This is a genomic window from Labrenzia sp. PO1 (assembly GCF_012273635.1).
In the GTDB taxonomy this organism is placed as follows: domain Bacteria; phylum Pseudomonadota; class Alphaproteobacteria; order Rhizobiales; family Stappiaceae; genus Roseibium; species Roseibium algicola.
Genome location: NZ_JAAXCR010000004.1, coordinates 553,688 through 574,137, shown reverse-complemented (window position 1 = coordinate 574,137; position 20,450 = coordinate 553,688). Strand labels below are relative to the sequence as shown.

Annotated in this window: 16 protein-coding genes; 8 read left to right on the top strand and 8 right to left on the bottom strand. The window is 60.0% G+C overall.

Translation table 11 applies throughout. The features are described from left to right. Positions 1-173: 173 nt before the first annotated feature. The 3 genes from HCG46_RS22820 to HCG46_RS22810 all read left to right on the top strand — a co-directional run bounded on the left by HCG46_RS22820 (position 174) and on the right by HCG46_RS22810 (position 5,041). Positions 174-1,814 carry a Cache 3/Cache 2 fusion domain-containing protein gene (locus HCG46_RS22820; RefSeq protein WP_023002863.1) on the top strand — a complete coding sequence of 547 codons (1,641 nt, stop codon included), beginning with the start codon at positions 174-176 and terminating at the stop codon, positions 1,812-1,814. Positions 1,815-2,282: 468 nt separating this feature from the next. Then, positions 2,283-3,377, top strand: a complete 1,095-nt coding sequence (locus HCG46_RS22815) for an HD domain-containing phosphohydrolase (RefSeq protein ID WP_168687449.1) — start codon at positions 2,283-2,285, stop codon at positions 3,375-3,377. A 206-nt stretch (positions 3,378-3,583) separates the two neighbouring features. Beyond that, a complete protein-coding gene (locus tag HCG46_RS22810; RefSeq protein ID WP_168687566.1) occupies positions 3,584-5,041 on the top strand; it encodes a PAS domain-containing methyl-accepting chemotaxis protein in 1,458 nt (485 codons plus the stop codon). Positions 5,042-5,142: 101 nt separating this feature from the next. On the opposite strand, the gene HCG46_RS22805 is transcribed toward HCG46_RS22810, so the two are convergent. The 3 genes from HCG46_RS22805 to HCG46_RS22795 are packed head-to-tail and all read right to left on the bottom strand — an operon-like array spanning position 5,143 to position 8,785. Further along, complete coding sequence (locus HCG46_RS22805; RefSeq protein ID WP_228872690.1) at positions 5,143-6,165, bottom strand: substrate-binding domain-containing protein; 1,023 nt, start codon at positions 6,163-6,165, stop codon at positions 5,143-5,145. 56 nt (positions 6,166-6,221) lie between these two features. Beyond that, complete coding sequence (locus HCG46_RS22800; RefSeq protein WP_023002859.1) at positions 6,222-7,250, bottom strand: ABC transporter permease; 1,029 nt, start codon at positions 7,248-7,250, stop codon at positions 6,222-6,224. After that, positions 7,247-8,785, bottom strand: a complete 1,539-nt coding sequence (locus HCG46_RS22795; protein WP_031270191.1) for a sugar ABC transporter ATP-binding protein — start codon at positions 8,783-8,785, stop codon at positions 7,247-7,249. The genes HCG46_RS22800 and HCG46_RS22795 overlap by 4 nt, the downstream gene beginning before the upstream one ends. Before the next feature lie 138 nt (positions 8,786-8,923). On the opposite strand from HCG46_RS22795, the gene mtnK reads away from it, so the two are divergent. Genes mtnK through HCG46_RS22775 form a run of 4 tightly spaced genes read left to right on the top strand, consistent with a single transcriptional unit; the run spans position 8,924 to position 12,969 of the window. Further along, positions 8,924-10,186 carry an S-methyl-5-thioribose kinase gene (mtnK, locus tag HCG46_RS22790; RefSeq protein ID WP_168687448.1) on the top strand — a complete coding sequence of 421 codons (1,263 nt, stop codon included), beginning with the start codon at positions 8,924-8,926 and terminating at the stop codon, positions 10,184-10,186. Further along, complete coding sequence (gene mtnA / locus HCG46_RS22785) at positions 10,183-11,292, top strand: S-methyl-5-thioribose-1-phosphate isomerase (protein ID WP_152505334.1); 1,110 nt, start codon at positions 10,183-10,185, stop codon at positions 11,290-11,292. Before mtnK ends, mtnA begins: the two co-directional genes overlap by 4 nt. Next, the gene (locus tag HCG46_RS22780) at positions 11,289-12,308 is read left to right on the top strand and encodes a sugar-binding transcriptional regulator (protein WP_062486654.1); all 1,020 of its coding nucleotides are present in this window, start codon (positions 11,289-11,291) and stop codon (positions 12,306-12,308) included. The genes mtnA and HCG46_RS22780 overlap by 4 nt, the downstream gene beginning before the upstream one ends. After that, a complete protein-coding gene (locus HCG46_RS22775) occupies positions 12,301-12,969 on the top strand; it encodes a class II aldolase/adducin family protein (RefSeq protein ID WP_075283982.1) in 669 nt (222 codons plus the stop codon). The genes HCG46_RS22780 and HCG46_RS22775 overlap by 8 nt, the downstream gene beginning before the upstream one ends. A 13-nt stretch (positions 12,970-12,982) precedes the next feature. On the opposite strand, the gene HCG46_RS22770 is transcribed toward HCG46_RS22775, so the two are convergent. The 5 genes from HCG46_RS22770 to HCG46_RS22750 form a co-directional block, all read right to left on the bottom strand. Next, a complete protein-coding gene (locus tag HCG46_RS22770; RefSeq protein WP_023002853.1) occupies positions 12,983-13,486 on the bottom strand; it encodes a DinB family protein in 504 nt (167 codons plus the stop codon). Between the two features lie 22 nt (positions 13,487-13,508). Further along, positions 13,509-14,168 carry a carbonic anhydrase gene (locus HCG46_RS22765; RefSeq protein WP_139314252.1) on the bottom strand — a complete coding sequence of 220 codons (660 nt, stop codon included), beginning with the start codon at positions 14,166-14,168 and terminating at the stop codon, positions 13,509-13,511. Positions 14,169-14,374: 206 nt separating this feature from the next. After that, positions 14,375-14,752, bottom strand: coding sequence for a hypothetical protein (locus HCG46_RS22760; RefSeq protein ID WP_023002851.1), 378 nt, complete (start codon positions 14,750-14,752; stop codon positions 14,375-14,377). 119 nt (positions 14,753-14,871) lie between these two features. Beyond that, positions 14,872-16,629 carry a diguanylate cyclase gene (locus HCG46_RS22755; protein ID WP_168687446.1) on the bottom strand — a complete coding sequence of 586 codons (1,758 nt, stop codon included), beginning with the start codon at positions 16,627-16,629 and terminating at the stop codon, positions 14,872-14,874. 200 nt (positions 16,630-16,829) lie between these two features. Continuing rightward, a complete protein-coding gene (locus HCG46_RS22750) occupies positions 16,830-18,827 on the bottom strand; it encodes a protein meaA (RefSeq protein ID WP_168687443.1) in 1,998 nt (665 codons plus the stop codon). Between the two features lie 285 nt (positions 18,828-19,112). Here HCG46_RS22750 and ccrA point away from each other — a divergent pair, with 285 nt between their 5' ends. After that, the gene (gene ccrA, locus HCG46_RS22745) at positions 19,113-20,408 is read left to right on the top strand and encodes a crotonyl-CoA carboxylase/reductase (protein WP_023002848.1); all 1,296 of its coding nucleotides are present in this window, start codon (positions 19,113-19,115) and stop codon (positions 20,406-20,408) included. The last annotated feature ends 42 nt before the right edge of the window (positions 20,409-20,450 follow it).

Here is a 20,450-nt window from a genome sequence, read left to right as displayed (position 1 = left end):
AACTGTGATTATCACTGCTATTTTGACGCGAATTTTCTTTCATTCTTAATTTACGCAAATCGACAAAGATGATCCCAATTATGACCTTGGGGGAAATGATGAAGAAGTTCTTGTCCCGATTAAGCGTGACTTCAACGCTCGCAATTATTTCTGCCAGCGTGCTTGGAATATCGATGATTGTTGTGGGCTTTATCCTGTATCAGGTAGCCCTTGGCCAGGCTGAGGACCGTGCCCTCGTCAAACAGGATATCAACCTTCGCGTGGCAGCGACGCTGTTTCAGGACCGCATCGACGGTGCAAAGGTCAGCTGGGACGCGAACAACAACGTCAAGCGGATCGAACTGGCCGAAATGCCGGTGTTCGAAAACCATGACATGATCGACGCCGTTGGGCGCATGACAGGTGAAACCGCGACTGTTTTTGCATGGGATCCGGAAACGAAGGATTTCTGGCGCAAGACCACCAACATCATCAAGGGTGACGGCAAGCGTGCCGTCGGAACCCAGCTCGGCCAGAACGGCGCGGTTTATCCTGTCGTTACCCAGGGCAAGACCTTCCACGGGCAGGCCACCATTCTCGGCAAGGACTACTTCACTGTTTACCAGCCGATCTTCTCATCCAAGGGCGATATTCTCGGCATCCTTTATGCCGGCGTGGAAAAGGCTGCAGTCGAAGCCAACGCATGGGAACTGACCAGCCGCTACGCGATGCTGGTGCTGCCGGTCGTCGCCGTTTCGGTGGTCCTCCTGATCCTCGCAATTCGCCGCCAGCTGCGTCCGATTACACGCCTTGCGGAAATCACGGACCAGATTGCGCAGGACAATCTCGCAGACGAAGTCCCCTTCAAGGAACGCTCCGACCAGATCGGCACGCTTGCCCAGGCCGTCAGCACCCTGCGTGACAGGGCCGTCGAGCGGATCGAACTGACCGAGCACCAGCGTACGTCCGAAGCCGCTGCGATCGACCGCCAGAACCGTGTTCAGGGTCTGATCGAAACCTTCCGGACCAATGTCTCCAACGTGCTCAACTCGGTCAACGAAACCGTTCATGGCCTGGAAGGCACCGCGGGACACCTCTCCGACCTGTCCGGCCAGAGCGCCTCAAGCGCGACGGAAACCCTGAACTCTGCCGATGAAGCAACGTCGAGTGTTCAGACCGTGGCCAGTGCCGCGGAAGAACTCTCTGCGTCCATCAGCGAAATTTCCCGCCAGGTGGCCCAGACGACGGAAGTTGTTGGCCGGGCAACCGAAGGCACCCGCATGACCAACGAAAAGGTGGAAGGCCTTGCAGCCTCCGCCTCCAAGATCGGCGAAGTGGTAACCCTTATCCAGGCGATTGCCGAGCAGACAAACCTGCTGGCCCTCAATGCCACCATCGAAGCGGCACGCGCCGGGGAAGCCGGCAAGGGCTTCGCGGTCGTCGCAGCGGAAGTGAAGGAACTGGCCACCCAGACCTCCAAGGCGACCGAGGAAATCAGCGCCCAGATCACCGCCATTCAGGATGCGACCAAGGACTCGGTCGGTGCGATCGCGGAAATCACCAAGATCATGGAAGAGGTGAATTCCTACACCAGCACCATCGCGGCAGCCGTGAGCCAGCAGGGCTCGGCCACCGGCGAGATTTCGCAGAACGCCCAGAATGCTGCCGAAGGCACCACCTTCGTGTCGTCCTGCATGTCCGACCTTTCCAGTGCGGTCAATCAGACGTCACAGGCTTCCCAATCGGTTCTGGACGCATCGGAAATGCTGTCTTCGCGCACGGAAGAGCTGAAACAGGAAGTGGAAACATTCCTGAACGGTGTGGCAGCCGCCTGAGGCAACCAACCATCGACAATTTATCTTGTCAGGAAGGCGCGGACATCGTCCGCGCCTTTTCGTTTTCGGCATCCTGTTTTCGCTCAGAACTCTCCCGACATCAGAGCCCTGCGTCGCGGCAATCAGCCTCCAACCACGTTCATCCAGAGACCGCACAGGCCAGCTCGCCCCGCACGTTGGTGAGCGCAGGAAACGTCGAGCACCTGAAAAGGCGAGACTTTCAGCCCTGCAACCGTTACGCAGCACTTTTCGCGTAGCCAAAAATTTGCTGCACTGCACACGATTATTCACCAAGTGCCTTTAACGTTTACAGGCAGGCCAATTCACACAGGCGGTTAAAGGGAAGTGTCCGAAGCAAAAATTACTCAGCATCCTGCGTATTTTTACTTGGCAGATTTACTAAACCTTTTTTAGGTTTTTTCTACAATCCTTGATTTCAACCAAAATTGTTTCAGATGCCAATTGATCATGGTTCAAATTTTAGTTGCGGCAGTTGATTTCGGAAATTTTCCATCGCGTTTCGCCAGAATCGCGACCCTCTACCCGACAAAACGAATTGCCTTCTCCCGCGCCAACCTGAGGGACATCAAGCCCCGCTCGCTGCTTCTTGTCGACTTTCTGGACCTTGGCACTGACCACATCGAAATCCTTCGGGATTTTTCGAGAAGCGGCCAATCCGTGCCGGCGCTCGGCATCGTTGACACAAAAAGCAGACAGAGCGTGCTGCAGGCGCGCGAGCTTGGCTTCTACAATCTGATAGATCGCGAGGAAAAATTCGCGACACTGTTCGAAAAAATACGCGAAGTGGTGGGCGACTATTCCAAACCGACGCTGCCCAGCCGGTATTCGGAGAAGATCGTCAAATCGGTTGAAACCACCAGCATGGGCTTGAACCTGATGTCGGCGGCAGCCCTCTCCGGCGCACCCCTGCCCATGCAATTCCTGGCTACCAACGCCCAGGACATAACCTCGGCCATCATGACGGAAGGCCTCGACAGTTGGTTGAGTGCGGTTCAATGCCACCACAGCCACACCTTCTGCCACACGATGATGGTAGCCGGACACACGGTTTCGTTTTCGCGTGCACTCGGCCATTCCGAAGCGGAGCAGACAATTCTCGGCCTGGGCGCACTTGTCCACGACCTGGGCAAGGTCAAGATCCCGCTTTCCATCCTAGACAAGCCTGGCAGGCTGACCCTGGAAGAACGTGAGCTTGTCAACAAACATCCGCTCTTTAGCCGGGAGATGCTGGCAACGCGCCAGGAAGTTCCAAAGCAGGTTGTCGAGATGGCGCTGTGTCACCATGAGTTTCTGGACGGAACCGGGTATCCGGATGGCCTCAAGGGCAATCAGATCTCGCAAAGGGTCAGGCTTCTGACGATCAGCGACATCTATTCCGCCCTCACCGAAAAACGAGCCTACAAGGACAGCCTCAGTCCGCGCCAGGCCTTTGCGATCATGTTCGAGATGAAGGGCAAGCTTGACATGGACCTGTTGCGAAAATTTAGAACCCAGGTGCTGAGCTCGGAATTCGGCCGTGTCCGGCGGCAGGCCAGGGCCTGAAACCTGGAAAAACACCCCAAGGCTGCAGCGCTAAATTCGACACCGCCCCAGGATTGCGCGATCACCTATTTGTGTTGTCAAAAATAGCTATATCGTCCGACTAGAAAGGGTCATTGAAACTCTTTCTTCAGTTTCCCCTACGACAATATCTCCCCCTACAGAGGCAAAAACCGGGAGTAAACAAGGTGCTGTTTTCAGGGTCGAACATGTGGAAAGCCGCCTTTGACGCGCTCAACCGTTCGCAGGCCATCATCGAGTTTACACCCGAAGGTACGATCCTGACCGCCAATCCCAACTTCCTGAAAGCGATGGGCTACGCCCTCAATGAAGTTCAGGGAAAACCTCACAGCATGTTTGTCGACCCCGCCTACGCGGCATCGGCAGAATACAAGGCCTTCTGGAAAAAGCTGGCGCAAGGCGAATTTCAGACCGCCGAATATCTGCGCTACGGCAAAGGTGGCCGAGAAGTCTGGATCCAGGCTTCGTACAACCCGATCCTCAACACCGCCGGCAAGGTGGTCAAGGTAGTCAAGATCGCCTCGGACATCACCGAGCGCAAGCAAAAGAGCGCCGATTTTGAAGGTCAGGTTGAAGCGATGAACCGGTCGCAGGCCGTGATCCATTTCGACCTCGACGGCACGATCCTCGACGCAAACGAAAATTTCCTGTCCGCGATGGGTTACTCCCTTGATGAAATCAAGGGCCGTAAACACAGCATGTTCGTCGAAAAGGACCATGCAGCGAGCACGGAGTACCGGCAGTTCTGGAAGAATCTCGCCGAAGGCAAATTTCAGGCGGGTGAGTTCAAGCGCATCGGCAATGGTGGGCGCGAAGTCTGGATCCAGGCAACCTACAATCCGATATTCGATTCCGCCGGTCGTCCCTTCAAGGTCGTGAAGTTCGCGACTGACCGCACGCCACAGGTTGTCGAAAGACGTCGCCGCGCGACCGTTCAACAGGGCATCGACCAGGATCTTTCCGAAATCGCCACGGCCATTTCCAACACCACGGAACAGGCAACAACTTCCGCATCAGCGTCCGAACAGACCTATTCCAGCGTGCAGACTGTCGCGGCGGCGGCAGAAGAACTTGTTGCCTCGATTCAGGAAATCAGCCGCCAGGTCCAGACCGCGCTTGAAGTTTCGCAAAGCGCTGCGAGCGAGGCCGAGCGGTCAAGTGACATCATGAGCGGGCTGTCTGAGGATGCAAAGACGATCGGTTCGGTAATCGAACTAATCGACGGCATCGCCGACCAGACCAATCTCCTGGCCCTGAACGCGACCATCGAGGCCGCAAGAGCTGGGGAAGCCGGCAAGGGCTTTGCCGTTGTTGCCTCCGAAGTGAAGAGCCTCGCCGCGCAGACAAGCAAGGCAACCGAAGAGATCTCCAACCAGATCGGCTCCATGCAGGAGACGACCGGTCAGGCAGTCGCCGCAATCGAATCGATCCTTGCTGTCATCAAGAATGTCGGAGACATCGCCGCCAGCATCGCATCCTCGGTCGAGGAGCAGTCGGCGGTTACGAATGACATATCCTCCAACATGCATTCGGCCGCCCAGGGCGTGGAACGGATCACCTCCAACATGCAGTCGATCTCCTCGGCAACTGCCCAGATAGACGCCGCGACCAAGAACGTTAAGCAGGCCTCGCAATCCCTGATGTGAACACGGGACGCGCGATCTGACATCACGCCCAGTCCCTGCCAGACAAAAAAACCCGGTGCCAAGGCACCGGGTTTTCTTTTGACGGGTTATTGAACCTGGCCTTAGCGCGCCGGAAGCGGGATCCATTCGGCAACAGAAACATCGGCATGCTGGAACTGCGGCATCTTCTGGCCCAGCTCTTCCATGTTCTTGACGTCCTGCTCGTTCAGGAAGTCCTGGGTGATCAGGGTCGGCGGCACGACAACCTGCTTGCCCGGGTCTTCACCTGCCAGCATCAGCGCCAGCGTGCGCACACTGACTTCACCGACAACCGCCGGGTTGGTCGCGACCGTTGCCGCCCACGCAGAATCCGGCTCGCGCATGGCGGAGATATCGGCCGTGGAAACGTCCGCGGAATAAATGGCGATGTCCTGGTTGAGACCGGCTTCATCGACCGCGATCTTCACGCCTTTGGCAAATTCATCGTAAGGGGCAAAGACGACATTGATGTTCGGGTTGGCCTGCAGCACCGAACGGGCCTGGTTGGCAACGGAGTTGGCAATCGGGTTATCAAGCGTGCCGAACATGGCCGCTTCCGTGATCCCCGGATTGGCTTCCTTGACTTCCTTCCAGGCGACGTCGCGGCGGTCCAGCGGCGCGATGCCCGGCACATAGACATAACCGGCGGTAAAGCTGTCGCCATTGTCCTTGATCGCCTGTTCCAGGGCCAGCTTGCCGAGCAGGTAGTCGGACTGTTCGATCTGCGGGATCGCATCGTTTTCAACGTTGACGTCGAAGGCGACAACCTTGATGCCCGCATCGACGGCGCGCTGTGCGGCGGCCTTCATGGATTCGGTCAGGCCGTGCTGGATGATGATGCCGTCGACACCAAGCGCGATGGCCTGGTCGACCATGTCGGCCTGAAGGGCGGCATCCTGACGGCTGTCGAGAACACGCAGATCAACGCCAAGAGCAGCTGACTGCTTTTCAACACCTGAAAGATAGGACTGGAAGAAGTCACCGGTGGACAGATAACGCACCAGCGCGATCTTGACCTCTTCCGGTTTGTCGAACGGCGCCGGCATGTCGGCTGCAAAAGCCGCTCCGCCGGAAAGCCCGATCCCGGCGGCAACCGCCAGCTTCATGAATTCACGTCTCAGCATTTGTTTTCCTCCCAATGGAAACGGCGCCATTCAGGGCGTCACGCTGTTCTCCGGCCCCCACGTCGCGAGGACAGGTAGAATGTGAAGACAAGGGCGGCGACCAACACGGCGCCCTTGACGAAATCCTGCATGTAGTAAGGAGCGTTCATCATCGTCAGCCCCTGAAGAAGAATGCCGACAAACAGTGCCCCTGCCGCCGTGCCGAAGGCGTTCGGGCGGGCAGCGCCCAGTACCGCGAAGCCGATGAGGGCTGCGGCCACGCTGTCGAGCAGAAGGTTGTTGCCGGAGGCGATGTCACCGCGGCCAAGGCGGGCAGCCAGCAGAATGCCGCCAACCGATGCCAGCATGCCGGAAATCATGTAGGCCACGATCTTGTAGCGCTGCACGTTTGTGCCGACCAGTTCGGCAGCCCGTTCGTTGGAGCCGATGGCATACATCAGGCGGCCATGGCGGGTGTACCCCAGGAACAGCCAGATCAGCAGCGCGATCAAAAGGAACACCACCACCGGCACCGGCAGCAACCGGTCCAGGAACAGGTCGAACCGATGCCGGCCGAGCCAAAGGAAGGCCGCGGAGAACGTTCCCTCCGCAACGACGCCCTCGCCCAGGCTCATCCCGGTCGCAATCGAATTGCCCTGGGTCGGAATGCGCTGCAAACCGATGAGAAGGAACATCATGCCGAGCGTCGCCAAAAGGTCCGGCACCCGCATCTTCACGATCAGGAATCCGTTGATCAGCCCGACGACCGCACCCATCACCAGGCAGAGTGCAACCGCGACAAAGGCGGATTGCTCCAGCACCACCATGGAATAGGCGGACAGCATCAGCGCCGAGGTTGCGACCGAGCCGATCGACAGGTCGAACCCGCCCACCACAAGCGTACAGGTGACACCGAGCGCGAGAATGCCGGTAATGGCCACCGACTGCAGGATGAAGACTGCCGAACGCGGGCTGGCAAAGCCGCTGGCATAGAGGCTGAAGAAAAGGGCCAGTCCGCCGAGTAGGACGAGGAAGCCGTAGCGGATGGCAAGTTCGAGCGGGTTCTTGTTCATTGTTCCGGTATTCATCCTGCCATTGCCTGCGTTGCTGGCTCGCTCTGCCCCTGCCCGCCTGCGGGCCCGGAGACATCCGCGACCAGACGGTTCAGGTCGACGTTCTTGTTGATGTATTCGCCGACGATGGCGGCCTCGTGCATGACGACGATGCGGTCGGCGATTTCCAGGGCCTCGTCGATTTCCGCCACGAAGACGAGCGTCGTGCGCCCTTTTGCGGTCTGCCGGATGTAGTGGCCGATGTCCCGCCGGGCGCCGATGTCGACACCCTGGAAAGGTTCGTCCAGCAACAGCACGCGGCTTGCCTGCAACAGCCAGCGGCCGATCATGACCTTCTGCTGGTTGCCACCCGACAGGGTGTTGATGCCGTCGCCGTTGCCCTGACAGACGATCCCGATCTTGCCGATCATGTCGTCAGCAGCCCGGCGTTGACCGCGTTCGCTCAGGAAAGAGAACCGGCTGAATGCCCCCAGGAAAGGCAGTGTCATGTTGTTGGCGATGTCGAAGTCCGGCACCACGGCGTTCACGCTGCGGTCCTTGGGCGACATGAACACACCCTTGGCGACGGCGTCTTCCGCACTCTTCGGAGTGTAGGCCTTGCCGTCCAGGCGCAAGGTGCCGCCGGCCGGTTTCGCAAGGCCAAACAGCACTTCCGCCAGTTCCGTGGTGCCGCTGCCGAGCAGACCCGTCAGGGCAACCACTTCGCCTTCGCGAGCAGTCAGATCGATCTGCGGGCCATTTTCGTGTAGGCGCACACCATCGACTTCCAGGATCGGATCGCCGCCGGCAACCGGATCGATATCGACCTCGGTCATCTGGTGGCCAAGCATGGCGTTGACCGCGCCGACATAATCCAGAGGCTCTGTCTCGAACAGGCCGGAAATCGCCCCGTCGCGCATGGAAACGATCCGGTCGGCCACGCGGCGGATGTCCGACATACGGTGGGAAATATAGAGAATGGCGACACCTTCCGCACGCAGCCGGTCAATCAGCGCGAACAGGCGGTCGGCTTCGGAAGCGGACAGTGATGAGGTCGGCTCGTCCAGAATGAGCAACTTCGGCGCGCGGGCCATGGCACGTGCGATCGCGATCATCTGGCGGTCGGCTACCTCCAGATCCGCAACACGGGTGCGCACGTCCATCGTCAGCCCCATGCTTTCGGCAACCTTGCGGGCCTGCCGGCGAAGTTTCCTGTCGTTGACGAAGAAATCGGCGCCCGGTTCGGTCAGAAGGTCCAGCGTCAGGTTGGTGGCAACATCGAGATCCGGAATGACACCGTCATCAATGGACTGGTGAACGGTCACGACACCCTTTGAGATGGCATCAGCCGCATCAAGCGGCTTGAAGGGGGCACCGGCCAGCTCGATCTCGCCGGCATCGGCAAAATGATAGCCGCACAGGACCTTCACCAGCGTCGACTTGCCGGCACCGTTGGCTCCCATCAGCGCCGTGACTTCGCCGGCGCGCAGCTCCAGATCGATCCCCCGAAGCACGTGGTTGCGCCCGAAGGACTTTTCCAAGCCGCTCAATTTACAGGTGACGTCTGGCACCTTTCCTCCCGATATTTTTGCGAGTTCCTCCCCCGCTTCTCATCGTTACAACACGCTAAATAGGCATTTGTCAACTGTGTTGACTTTTGAATAATCTTGACCATTATCGGGGCAAAATAGGGAGGAACAAGACCCAAGATGGACACGCCAGACCTCTATCGGCCCCTCACGCCGGAAACGCTCGGCGAAAGACTTTCCGGCATTTCCGCCGTTGCGGACAGGATCGGAGCAGACCCGTCTGACTGGACCGTTCGCGAAGTTGGCGACGGCAACCTGAACCTCGTCTTCATTGTCGAGGGCCCCAAAGGAACGATCATCGTCAAGCAGGCACTGCCCTATGTGCGCCTGGTGGGCGACAGCTGGCCGCTGCCGCTTTATCGCGCGCTTTACGAGAACCATGCGCTTGTGCGACAGGCCGCCCGTGATCCGGGCGCGGTACCGGAGGTCTACCACTTCGATGAGGACCAGGCGCTGATCGTCATGGAATTCCTCTCGCCGCACAAGATCCTGCGGCGCAAGCTGATCGATGGTGAAAAGGTTGCAGGACTTGGTGCTTTCCTTGGCACCTTCTGCGCCCGCACCGCGTTTCGCGGCTCGGAACTGTCCATGAAGAGCGCGGACAAGAAGGCCGATGTCAGCCTGTTCGCCGGCAACGTGGAAATCCCAGCAATCACCGAAGCGCTGGTTTTCACCGATCCTTATTTTGCTGCTGAAATGAACCACCACACGGAAGGTCTCGACCCCGTTGTGGCAGACCTGCGCGCCAATGCCGAACTGAAGGCAAAGGTGCAGCGGTTCCTGATGAAATTTGCATCCAACACCGAAACCATGGTGCACGGCGACCTGCACAGCGGCTCGATCATGTCCACGGACAGCGACAGCCGCGTCATCGATCCCGAATTCGTGCAATACGGCCCGCTCGGCTTCGACATCGGCATGCTGACTGCCAACTTCCTGATGGCCTATTTCAGCCAGCCGGCCCATCGCAGCGCGGAAACACTCGACGATTTCCAGGAATGGGTCCTGTCGGTCATCGCCGAAACCTTCTCATCCTTCGAGGCCGAGTTCACCCGCCTCTGGAACACCGAGCGCACCGGCATGCTTTACCCGGCTTCCCTATTCGAGGATCAGGGGCAGGCATCGGACTTCGCATGTGCGGGCCTCCTGCAGGAAATCCGCAACGAGGCCATGGGCTATTGCGGTATCGAGATGCACCGCCGCACCCTGTCGCTCGCCCACAATGCCGACTTCGAGGAAATCGAGGACAAGCAGCTGAAGCGCCGTCTGGAAACGCGCAACCTGCTGATGGGGGCCGACCTCATCCTGTCGCCAGAAAGTTACGGCTCGACCGATGCGCTCGTGAAGCTTGCGCGCCAATTCAACAAGAAGGACATCCCATGAAGGTCAACGGCACTCATTACCGCTCGCTCTGGTGGGATGACGACAAGGCTGCCCTGCAGATCATCGATCAGCGCTGGCTGCCGCACGAATTCCGCATCCAGCAGGTCGACACACTTCAGGACTTCGCCGACGCCATCGTTGAGATGCGCGTGCGCGGCGCGCCGCTCATTGGTGCAACCGCTGCCTACGGCATGGCACTGGCCGCAAAGATCGACCCGTCCAATGCGCATCTGGACACGGCCTGGGAGTTTCTCGACAAGACCCGGCCGACGGCCATCAACCTGCGTTGGGCGCTTAACCGCTGCCGTGCGCACCTGCTCCCGCTGCCGGAAGCCGACCGTCCCGCCGCAGCGCTGAAGCTCGCGCACGAGATTTCCGACGAGGATGTCGGCATCAACCACAGCATCGGCCAGAATGGTCTTGAGATCATCCGCAAGATCGCAGCCGGCAAGAAGGACGGAGAGCCTGTCCGCATCCTGACCCATTGCAACGCCGGCTGGATTGCGACCGTGGACTGGGGCACGGCGACGAGCCCGATGTACCAGGCCCATGACGCCGGCATTCCGATCCATGTCTGGGTGGATGAAACCCGCCCGCGCAACCAGGGCGCCCTCACCTCCTGGGAACTGGGCAGCCACGGCATTCCCCACACCTACATCACCGACAATGCCGGCGGCCACCTGATGCAGCACGGCCTTGTCGACATGGTCATCGTCGGAACCGACCGCACCACACGCCGCGGCGACGTCTGCAACAAGATCGGCACCTATCTGAAGGCACTCGCCGCCAAGGCCAACAACGTGCCGTTCTACGTTGCCCTGCCTTCACCGACCATCGACTGGACGGTAGATGACGGCGTTGCCGAAATACCGATCGAGGAACGCCAGGAACGCGAAGTCACGCACATCCAGGGCCTGACGGACGACGGCAAGATCGGCGTCGTGCAGGTGACACCGGTCGGCACGCCCGGCGGCAATCCTGCCTTCGATGTCACGCCGAACCACCTCGTCACCGGCCTGATTACCGAACGCGGTATCTGCGAGGCCAGCGCCGAAGGCCTTGCCGCTCTCTTCCCGGATCTCAGCAGGATCGCCAAGAGCGCATGAGCCCTGGCCCGACCAGTTCCCGGCCAACCGGCACCAAGGCCGCGGCACCCTCTGCGGCCACCAGGGCGCGCAGCCAGGACGATGCCATCATCGAGGTCACCTGGTGCTACTACCAGGAAGGCATGAACCAGAACGAGATCGCCGAACGCCTCGGCATTTCGCGGGCGACGGTCGTCAACTATCTGTCCGAAGCGCGAAAGCGCGACTATGTCCGCATCACGCTGGACACGGACATCTTCCGCGACCACGATCTGGCGCGCCGTCTCGTCGACCGGTTCGGTCTGCAGGACGCCATCGTCGTTCCGACATCGCCCGCCGGGGCCGATCAGTCCCTTGACCGGGTCACCCGGGTGGTCGCCGACTGGCTGCCAGGCCTGCTGGAACCGGGCGACCGGCTTGGCGTTGCCTGGGGCGAAACGGTCTACCGGGTGGCGGAGGCCGCGCCGCGGGTAACTGTGCCGGACCTTACTGTGGTTCAGCTGGTCGGCTCGCGTCCGGCAGCTCTCGGCTTTGCCGCGGAAACCTGCTCGGCAACGCTCGCCCGCCGCTATGGCGCGCACTGCGTCAACCTTCATGTGCCGCTGCTCTTGTCCAACCGGGCGCTGGTGGAAGAACTGAAGCGGGAGCCGGTGATCCGCATGCAGCTTGATGCGGTGGCGGACTGCAACAAGACCATCTTCGCCTGCGGCACCTGCACCGCAGACAGCCACGTTGTCCATACCGGCCTGCTTGACCCCGCCGACGTTGACCCATGCGCGGAACGCGGTGCCATCGGCGTGATCTGCGGCCGCCTGATCGACCACGACGGCAACGGTCTCAACCGGGAAATCGAGGACCGGATGATTGCCGTGACGCTGGACCAGATGCGCGGCAAGGACATGGGCCTGCTGGTCGGCTCCGGCCCGGACCGTGCCAGACCGATGCTGGCCGCCCTGCGCGGCGGCTACGCCACCCACATCGCCACCTGCTCGGAAACGGCGACGGAAATGCTCAATCTGACGGAAAACAATGCTTAAGACGCCTTATCAGGACACTCCCGAACTTCGCCAGGCCATCATCGATTCCTGCAAGGAGATGAACAGCCGCGGTATCAACCAGGGCACATCGGGCAATATTTCCGCGCGCGCAGGCGACCGGATGATCATCACGCCCTCCGGCGTGCCCTATGACCGCATGACCCCGGAGATGCTGGCCTCCATCCCGCTGGACGGCGACAGCGCTTTCGAAGGGCCCCTGCCACCTTCAACCGAATGGCAGTTCCACCTTGCGCTGCTGCGGGCAAAGCCGGACATGCACGCAGTCGTGCACGCCCACCCGGTCCACTGCACCGCGCTGGCGATCAACCGGATGGAGATCCCCTCCTGCCATTACATGATCGCGCTCTTCGGTGGTGACACGGTTCCCCTGGCAGGCTACGCCCTTTTCGGCAGCGACGAACTTGCGCGGGAAGTGACAGACGTCATGAAAGACCGGCAAGGCTGCCTGATGGCCAACCACGGTGCCGTGGTTGTCGGCGAGACCCTTGAAAAGGGCCTCTGGCGTCTTGAGGAACTGGAAGTCCTGGCCAAGGCCTATATCCTCAGCCGGACGATCGGCTCGCCGCACATTCTCTCGAAATCCGAGATCGACGCGGTGCTTGGCGCGGTGAAGAACTATGGAATGAAGACGGAAGTCTGAACAGGCTTCCCCGTCACACCAGATCGGGCATGAACGGCAGATCGGTGACGCCGATATCATGCCCGGCCTGTGTCAGCAGTGTCGACACCTGGCCGCGATGATGGGTCTGGTGATTGAACATGTGGGTGACAAGCATCCAGCGCGGCCGGGACCGGGGAATACCATCCTGGCCGCTTGTCCATTCCAGATCCTCCGCCAGCCAGTCGATGGTCAGCCACTCGGCAAAGTCGGAGATCTGCAGGCACATGTCGAAATGGGCGGCTTTCAACTCATCGAAATTCTCGAAGAGATCAACGCCCATGCCCTTGATTTCGTATTTGCGGCCGGTAAAGCGGCTCATCCAGGCCCTGTCGGCAAACAGGATGTGGTTAAGCGTGGAATGCACGGACCGGAAGAAGGCACCCCGGTCGGCCTTGCGGTCTTCATCGCTCATGAGATCCGCTGCCGCATAGACCTTTTCAGTCATCCAGCTGTTGTATTTGGCCATTCGGCGATAGAGCACCGGATCGACGAGCATGACGTCCCTTTCCTTGCAGCGCTTATCCCGCCGTGGCGAGAGCCTCAGGGGCTGTCGTGGAGAATCTCTGTGTTTCGGCGTCCATGACCCGCAATTCGCCGGACCCGATGTCGAACCAGGACCCGTGCAGGCTGAGCGAACCCGCCGAAACGGCCGCCTCGATGAACGGGAAGGTCATCAGGTTCTTCAGCGACTGGCGGATACCGGCATATTCCATGGCAAGCTGAGGATCGTCAGCCTTGTCCACCGGCATGCAGGCCATCGCGATTGCCGCCGGCTCCAGCAGCTTGATCCACCGACCAATGAACTGACCTGTCGCCATCGGCGCATTCGCGTTTTCCCGGAACGCCTTCACGCCGCCGCACTGGCCATGTCCCATGATCACAATGTGCTTGACCTTGAGCCCGTTGACCGCGAATTCGATGGCAGCGCTGGTGCCGTGCTGGCCTTCCGTATCCTCGTAAGGCGGCACCAGGTTGGCAACGTTGCGCACCACGAACAATTCGCCCGGACCGACATTGAAGATGCCTTCCGGCGTAACCCGGCTGTCGCAGCAGGAAATCACCATCACATCCGGCGTCTGACCATAGACCGCCAGGCGTTCATGGGTTTCCTTGTATCTGACGAACCCCTTGTTGAGGTAACGGCCGTAGCCTTCGAGAAGATGTGCGGGGAAAGTCAAACTCAAGTCTCCAGCTCTTGTCACCCGGGATCAGCCACCTGCGCCAGATATGGGCAGGCCTGCCAACCGGAATGGCGGCACCTGGTACTGCATCCCGAAGGACGCGCACCTGTGCACGAACGATAGGGGATCTCCCCTGCCGGCCATAGATACGGGTTAATACGTAACGAGCCAAGTGACTTCAACCTTTTGGACGACTTCGTCCGTCAGGTCGCGACATTCACCTCATGGGGCGGCTCACCGTCCTCGTGATCCTCATAGGCATGACGGACGTTGTCCGCGGGCATCCTGTCCACAGGTCCCCGCAAGGGGTGTACCGGCCCGTGATCGATGCCCGGTTCCATGACCTGCAACGCGACAGCCCGATAGGCGGCAACGCCATCCAGCACATGATTTACGGTGTGGTGATCGTCAACAAGAACTGCCGGAGTGTCCTCGGACATCCCGGTTTCATTTTCATGGCGCTCTGCGGTGTCACGCTTCTTTCTGCGGTCGTAACCGGTGCCGTCACCGTCACGGTCCGCGGGGTACTCTGTCGCATGCGCCACGACCTGGGCCGATTGCGGCCTTTCGATCGTCGCCATTCCGGCCTCCTGGCCCTCAGAGAATTGCCGCCTTCTGGCGGAACCCACCAATTGTTTCAACAAAGGGTTAACAAAACTTTACGTTAAGTTAACCCTCGGTATTGTCAAAGGCAACTGCCTCAGGCCGACTGGGACCGAGGGGTCGGATAGTCGACACAGACCCGGTTGCGGCCTGACGATTTGGCGATGTAAAGCGCCTGATCCGCCCGGGCGATCGTGTCTTCGACATCACGATCATCAGCCGTGACTTCCGCCAGACCAATGCTGACCGTGACGGAGATATTGCCAACGCCGGCATCCACGGTGAGGGCTGCAATTCTCAACCTGATGCGCTCAGCCAGAACCCAGGCACCGTTTGCGTCATTTTCCCTCAGCAGGAGAACGAATTCTTCCCCGCCGAACCGGGCAGCCTTGTCGGTCGAACGGATTTCTTCAACGATGGCATCACCGATGGCCCGGATGACGTCGTCACCGGCCCGGTGCCCGAATTGGTCATTGACGGTCTTGAAGTGGTCCGCATCGATCATCAGCACGCTGAACAGCCGGTCGTGACGCTGGAAGGTCGCAAAGGCATCTTCCGCAAATGGCTGGAACGCACGCCGGTTCAGGAGGCCCGACAGGGAATCGTGTTCAGCCAGCGTTCTCAAGGAGCGGATGTCGGCTCCCAGTTGCCGGTTCCGTTCCTCACTGGACCGTATGTTGCGGCTGTATTCGTCCTTCAGAACCGCCAGCATGTCCCGGGCTGTCCTGGCGCTTTCTTCCACGGTACCGAGCCGGCGAAGCAGCGATCTGACGGAAGCAGACACCTGCGAAAGCTCCCGGAACCCGTGCAGGCGCGGAACTGTCGTTTCCTTTTCGTCACGCCCGATCCTGTCCAGTGCTGAGACCAGGCCGAGAAGCGGCTGCGAGATGGTGCGAGACGCAAGCCATGCCAGCAGCGCGGAAAGACAGGCAACGGCAAATCCGATCAGAAAGATATTGCGAACCAGAGCCGACACCCGAGCCGACACGACGCTGACCGGCTGCTGCACGGCAACTTTCCAGCCCAGCCCCGGATAATCGCCAAGGCCCGAGGTTTCGACCTCCGCGACCACCATGTCGGGATTGCCGGGATCGTAGGCAGCATTTTCCCGGGAGAGGTTTGTGCCCTCGGCGTCTTCCCCGACGAGCACCGAGCCGTCGCGCGCAAGCACGAAGAGATCGAGCCCTTCCTTGCCGAGATTGTTTTCCAGAACATCGCGCCGGGTTTCTTCCGCCCAGCTCCAGCTCATGTGCGCACCGAGTACGCCCGCCAGTTTTCCGTTTTCGTCTTTTACCGGCATTGCCACGTCGACAAAACGAAACGGCGCTTCGTCGGGGCTTGTCCGCAACAGGTGGTCAAGCAGCTTGGCAAGATGCACATCCTCGACCGCGGGCCCTTTCAGGCCACTGATGAACCAGGGCCGCTCGGCAACGGATGCGCCCTCCAGCATGCCCTTGGTTGCCGCCACGACCGTGCCGTCGACAGATGCAAATCCGATCCAGGCATATTGCGGCAGGCTGCGCTGCAGCTGGTCAAGCGTTTCACGAATGATGTCGGGATTGCGGGTCCAGACAGGCTTCAGCAGTTCCATGTCTGCAACGTTGCGCACTTCGCGGTAACGGTCGAACATCGTCTGGTCCAGCCGTTGCGCCATGCTGCGTGCAATCAAGGTCAGGTCCCACCGGTTTTCCCGGATGGCTTCGCCGCGTGCAATCAGCGCCGCACCGAATGCGGCGACCGCGATCGAAAAGATGCAAAGCGAAGCCGCCAGAAGGGCAATCTGCTGGCGCAGACTGGTCCCGTCCCGCAATCCGATGAGGACTGAAGTTATTCTGGAAATTGGCTTACGTATCATCGGATCGTTTCCTGCTTAGACCCGCGCTAAGGGAAACTACTAATGGCCAAGTATAAATAAATCTTGAACCCGCCAGCGAAACCGACGCAGCCACGACTGCGCCAGTTGCAAATGAAAGTTTATCCGAGACTAGAAGAGCGAATAATTTTCGCCAATAAATACTTCAATCGGCATTATTGTCACTTTCGACGAAGGCCGGTTCAAGCAGCCTGTTCTGCACGGTTGCCGACAATCTTCACCACATCGGCCATGATATCGGTGAGCTGGAAATCCTTGGGCGTATAGACCGCCGCAATGCCTTGCGCCTTGAGCTGTGCGGCGTCTTCGTCAGGGATAATCCCGCCAACCACGACCGGGATATCGTCCGCGCCGGCTGCCCGCAGCCGATCCATGACGTCACGCACCAGGGCCAGGTGCGAGCCGGACAGGATCGACAGACCGATCACGTGAACGTCTTCTTCCACCGCAGCGTTGACGATCTGCGCCGGCGTCAGCCGGATTCCCTCATAGACCACCTCCATACCGCAGTCGCGCGCCCTGACGGCAATCTGTTCCGCACCGTTCGAATGTCCGTCGAGACCCGGTTTGCCGACCAGGAACTTCAGTCGGCGACCGAGTTTCTTTGATACCGCCTCCACGTCCGAGCGGATGTCTGCCAAGGTGCCGGCATTGTCCCGCACGGCCTGGCCGACACCGGTCGGTGCACGGTACTCGCCAAAGACCTCGCGCAGTGTCCGGCCCCATTCGCCTGTGGTCGCTCCGGCCTTGGCCGCGGCAATCGAGGGCTCCATGATGTTGCGGCCTTCCTGGGCAGCGGCTTTCAGGTCCGCCAGCGCGGTTTCGACCGCAGCTTGATCGCGTGCATCGCGCCAGGCCTTGACCTTCTCGACCGCTTCTTCCTCGACATGCTCGGAAACGGTGAGAATGCCGCCGTCTTCCCCGGCGGCCAGAGGTGAAGGCTCGCTGTCTGTCCAGCGGTTGACGCCGACCACCACCTGGTCGCCGCCTTCGATCGCGGCAAGGCGTGCGGAATTGGCTTCCACAAGCTGGCGCTTCATGTAGCTGCTGTCGACCGCAGCGACAGCACCACCCATGGCATCGATCCGGGCAAGTTCCTCGCGGGCTTGCGCCTTCAACTCTTCCACCTTGCGGGTAATTTCGGCGGAGCCGTCAAAAATGTCCGCATAGTCCAGAAGGTCGGTCTCATAGGCGACGATCTGCTGCATCCGCAGCGACCACTGCTGGTCGAACGGTCGCGGCAGGCCCAGCGCTTCGTTCCATGCCGGCAGTTGCACAGCGCGGGCGCGCGCATTCTTGGACAAGACCACCGCCAGCATCTCGATGAGGATACGGTAGACGTTGTTTTCCGGCTGCGGCTCGGTCAGCCCGAGGCTGTTCACCTGAACCCCATAGCGGAAGCGGCGATAGCGCTCGTCCTCAACGCCATAGCGCTCCAGGCAGATCTCGTCCCACAATTCGGTGAAGGCGCGCATCTTGCACATCTCGGTAATGAACCGCATGCCCGCATTGACGAAGAAGGAAATCCGGCCGACAGCCTTCGGGAAATCTTCCTCGGGAATGGCACCGCTCGCCTTGATGGAATCCAGAATGGCCACTGCCGTTGCCAGCGCGAAGGACAACTCCTGAACCGGTGTCGCGCCTGCTTCCTGCAAATGATAGGAGCAGACGTTCATCGGGTTCCATTTGGGCATGTTGGAATAGGTCCAGGCGATGACATCGGTCGTCAGCCTGAGCGATGGCGCCGGCGGAAACACATAGGTGCCCCGGGACAGATATTCCTTGATGATGTCGTTCTGGGTCGTGCCCGACAGCAGTTTGCGGTCGGCGCCCTGTTCATCGGCAGCCGCTATATAGAGCGACAGCAGCCAGGGTGCGGTCGCATTGATCGTCATGGATGTGTTCATCCGCTCCAGCGGTATGTCCTGGAACAGGGTGCGCATGTCACCGAGATGAGCCACCGGAACACCGACCTTGCCCACTTCGCCGCGCGCCAGGGCGTCATCGGGATCGTAGCCAGTCTGAGTCGGCAGATCGAACGCAACGGACAGGCCGGTCTGACCCTTGGCAAGATTGCCACGGTAGAGCTTGTTCGATTCGGCCGCCGTCGAGTGGCCCGCGTAGGTCCGGAAAATCCACGGACGATCTTTCTCCGGCCGGCTCTCACCCGATGCACTCATGCCACTCATCCTCCTAAGGCGTTCTGCTGCCTGTTTTTTCTTGATTTGGCAGCACCGCGTCAGCCTGTTTCTCCCGAACAGTCAGCAGTGTGCCGGAGTTTACGCGACTGCGAAACCCCAATGTGCAATGCAAAATATGGTTGGCATCAAAACGCAAGTTAAGCAATAGTCGTATAGAACGGTGATCGTTTTTGAACAATAGTTGCGCAAAATTGGGTATTTGCCCGATTACGACTTGTGCAAATGCGAAATTCTGAGGCCCAAAAGAAGCCCTGGGAGGGGAGAATGACAGCGACCGCGGAAGCCAATGACAACCAAACGCGAGAGGGCGCGCCGGTGAAAGATCTTTATGAAATCGGAGAGATCCCGCCGCTCGGACACGTTCCCAAAAACATGTATGCCTGGACCATCCGCCGGGAACGCCACGGGCCGCCGGAAGACGCCATGAAACTGGAAGTCGTGCCGACCTGGGAACTCGACAGCCACGAGGTTCTGGTTCTGGTGATGGCCGCCGGCGTCAACTACAACGGCATCTGGGCAGGCCTCGGCCAGCCGATCAGCCCGTTCGACGGTCACGGCGCCGCCTATCACATTGCCGGCTCCGATGCCTCGGGCATCGTCTGGGCCGTTGGTGACAAGGTCAAGCGCTGGAAAGTGGGCGACGAGGTCGTGGTTCATTGTAACCAGGACGACGGCGACGACGAGGAGTGCAACGGCGGCGACCCGATGTTCTCCACCTCCCAGCGGATCTGGGGCTACGAGACACCGGACGGGTCGTTCTCGCAGTTCACCCGCGTGCAGGCCCAGCAGCTTATGCCCCGGCCGCGCCACCTGACCTGGGAAGAAAGCGCCTGCTACACGCTGACGCTCGCGACCGCCTATCGCATGCTGTTCGGCCATCACCCGCATGAGCTGAAGCCGGGTCAGAACGTGCTTGTCTGGGGCGCCTCGGGTGGCCTGGGCTCCTACGCCATCCAGTTGATTACGGCAGCAGGCGCCAATGCCATCGGCGTCATCTCTGACGAGGACAAGCGCCAGTTCGTGCTGGATCTCGGTGCCAAGGGCGTGATCAACCGCAAGGACTTCAAGTGCTGGGGTCAATTGCCGACGGTCGGCTCGCCCGAATATGCGGAATGGTTCGCGGAAGCGCGCAAGTTCGGCAAGGCGATCTGGGACATTACCGGCAAGGGCAACAACGTCGATATCGTCTTCGAACACCCGGGCGAGGCAACCTTCCCGGTCTCCACCCTGGTCTGCAAAAAGGGCGGCATGGTCGTCATTTGCGCGGGCACGTCAGGCTTCAACTGCACCTTCGACGTCCGCTACATGTGGATGCACCAGAAGCGCCTTCAAGGGTCACACTTCGCCCATCTGAAGCAGGCCTCGGCCGCCAACAAGCTGATGATCGAACGGCGCATCGACCCTTACATGTCCGAGGTCTTCCCCTGGGATCAGATCCCGAAGGCCCATACCAAGATGTGGAAGAACCAGCACGCACCGGGCAACATGTCCGTCCTGGTCTGCGCGCCGACCACCGGCCTTCGGACCTATGAGGACGTTCTGGAAGCCTCCACCCGCTGATCCGGCACGTCGCCTTCAGGGCAACCACCTGCAGGCGGCGGG

Excerpts from the sequence above, each read along its gene's own strand:
- mtnK (WP_168687448.1), top strand. The coding sequence starts at position 8,924 with ATGGACACGCCAGACCTCTATCGGCCCCTCACGCCGGAAACGCTCGGC.
- HCG46_RS22760 (WP_023002851.1), bottom strand. The coding sequence starts at position 14,752 with ATGGCGACGATCGAAAGGCCGCAATCGGCCCAGGTCGTGGCGCATGCG.
- HCG46_RS22775 (WP_075283982.1), top strand. The coding sequence starts at position 12,301 with ATGCTTAAGACGCCTTATCAGGACACTCCCGAACTTCGCCAGGCCATC.
- HCG46_RS22815 (WP_168687449.1), top strand. The coding sequence starts at position 2,283 with ATGGTTCAAATTTTAGTTGCGGCAGTTGATTTCGGAAATTTTCCATCG.
- HCG46_RS22770 (WP_023002853.1), bottom strand. The coding sequence starts at position 13,486 with ATGCTCGTCGATCCGGTGCTCTATCGCCGAATGGCCAAATACAACAGC.
- HCG46_RS22805 (WP_228872690.1), bottom strand. The coding sequence starts at position 6,165 with ATGAAGCTGGCGGTTGCCGCCGGGATCGGGCTTTCCGGCGGAGCGGCT.
- HCG46_RS22780 (WP_062486654.1), top strand. The coding sequence starts at position 11,289 with ATGAGCCCTGGCCCGACCAGTTCCCGGCCAACCGGCACCAAGGCCGCG.
- HCG46_RS22810 (WP_168687566.1), top strand. The coding sequence starts at position 3,584 with ATGTGGAAAGCCGCCTTTGACGCGCTCAACCGTTCGCAGGCCATCATC.
- HCG46_RS22820 (WP_023002863.1), top strand. The coding sequence starts at position 174 with ATGATTGTTGTGGGCTTTATCCTGTATCAGGTAGCCCTTGGCCAGGCT.
- HCG46_RS22755 (WP_168687446.1), bottom strand. The coding sequence starts at position 16,629 with ATGATACGTAAGCCAATTTCCAGAATAACTTCAGTCCTCATCGGATTG.
- ccrA (WP_023002848.1), top strand. The coding sequence starts at position 19,113 with ATGACAGCGACCGCGGAAGCCAATGACAACCAAACGCGAGAGGGCGCG.
- mtnA (WP_152505334.1), top strand. The coding sequence starts at position 10,183 with ATGAAGGTCAACGGCACTCATTACCGCTCGCTCTGGTGGGATGACGAC.
- HCG46_RS22800 (WP_023002859.1), bottom strand. The coding sequence starts at position 7,250 with ATGAATACCGGAACAATGAACAAGAACCCGCTCGAACTTGCCATCCGC.
- HCG46_RS22750 (WP_168687443.1), bottom strand. The coding sequence starts at position 18,827 with ATGAGTGCATCGGGTGAGAGCCGGCCGGAGAAAGATCGTCCGTGGATT.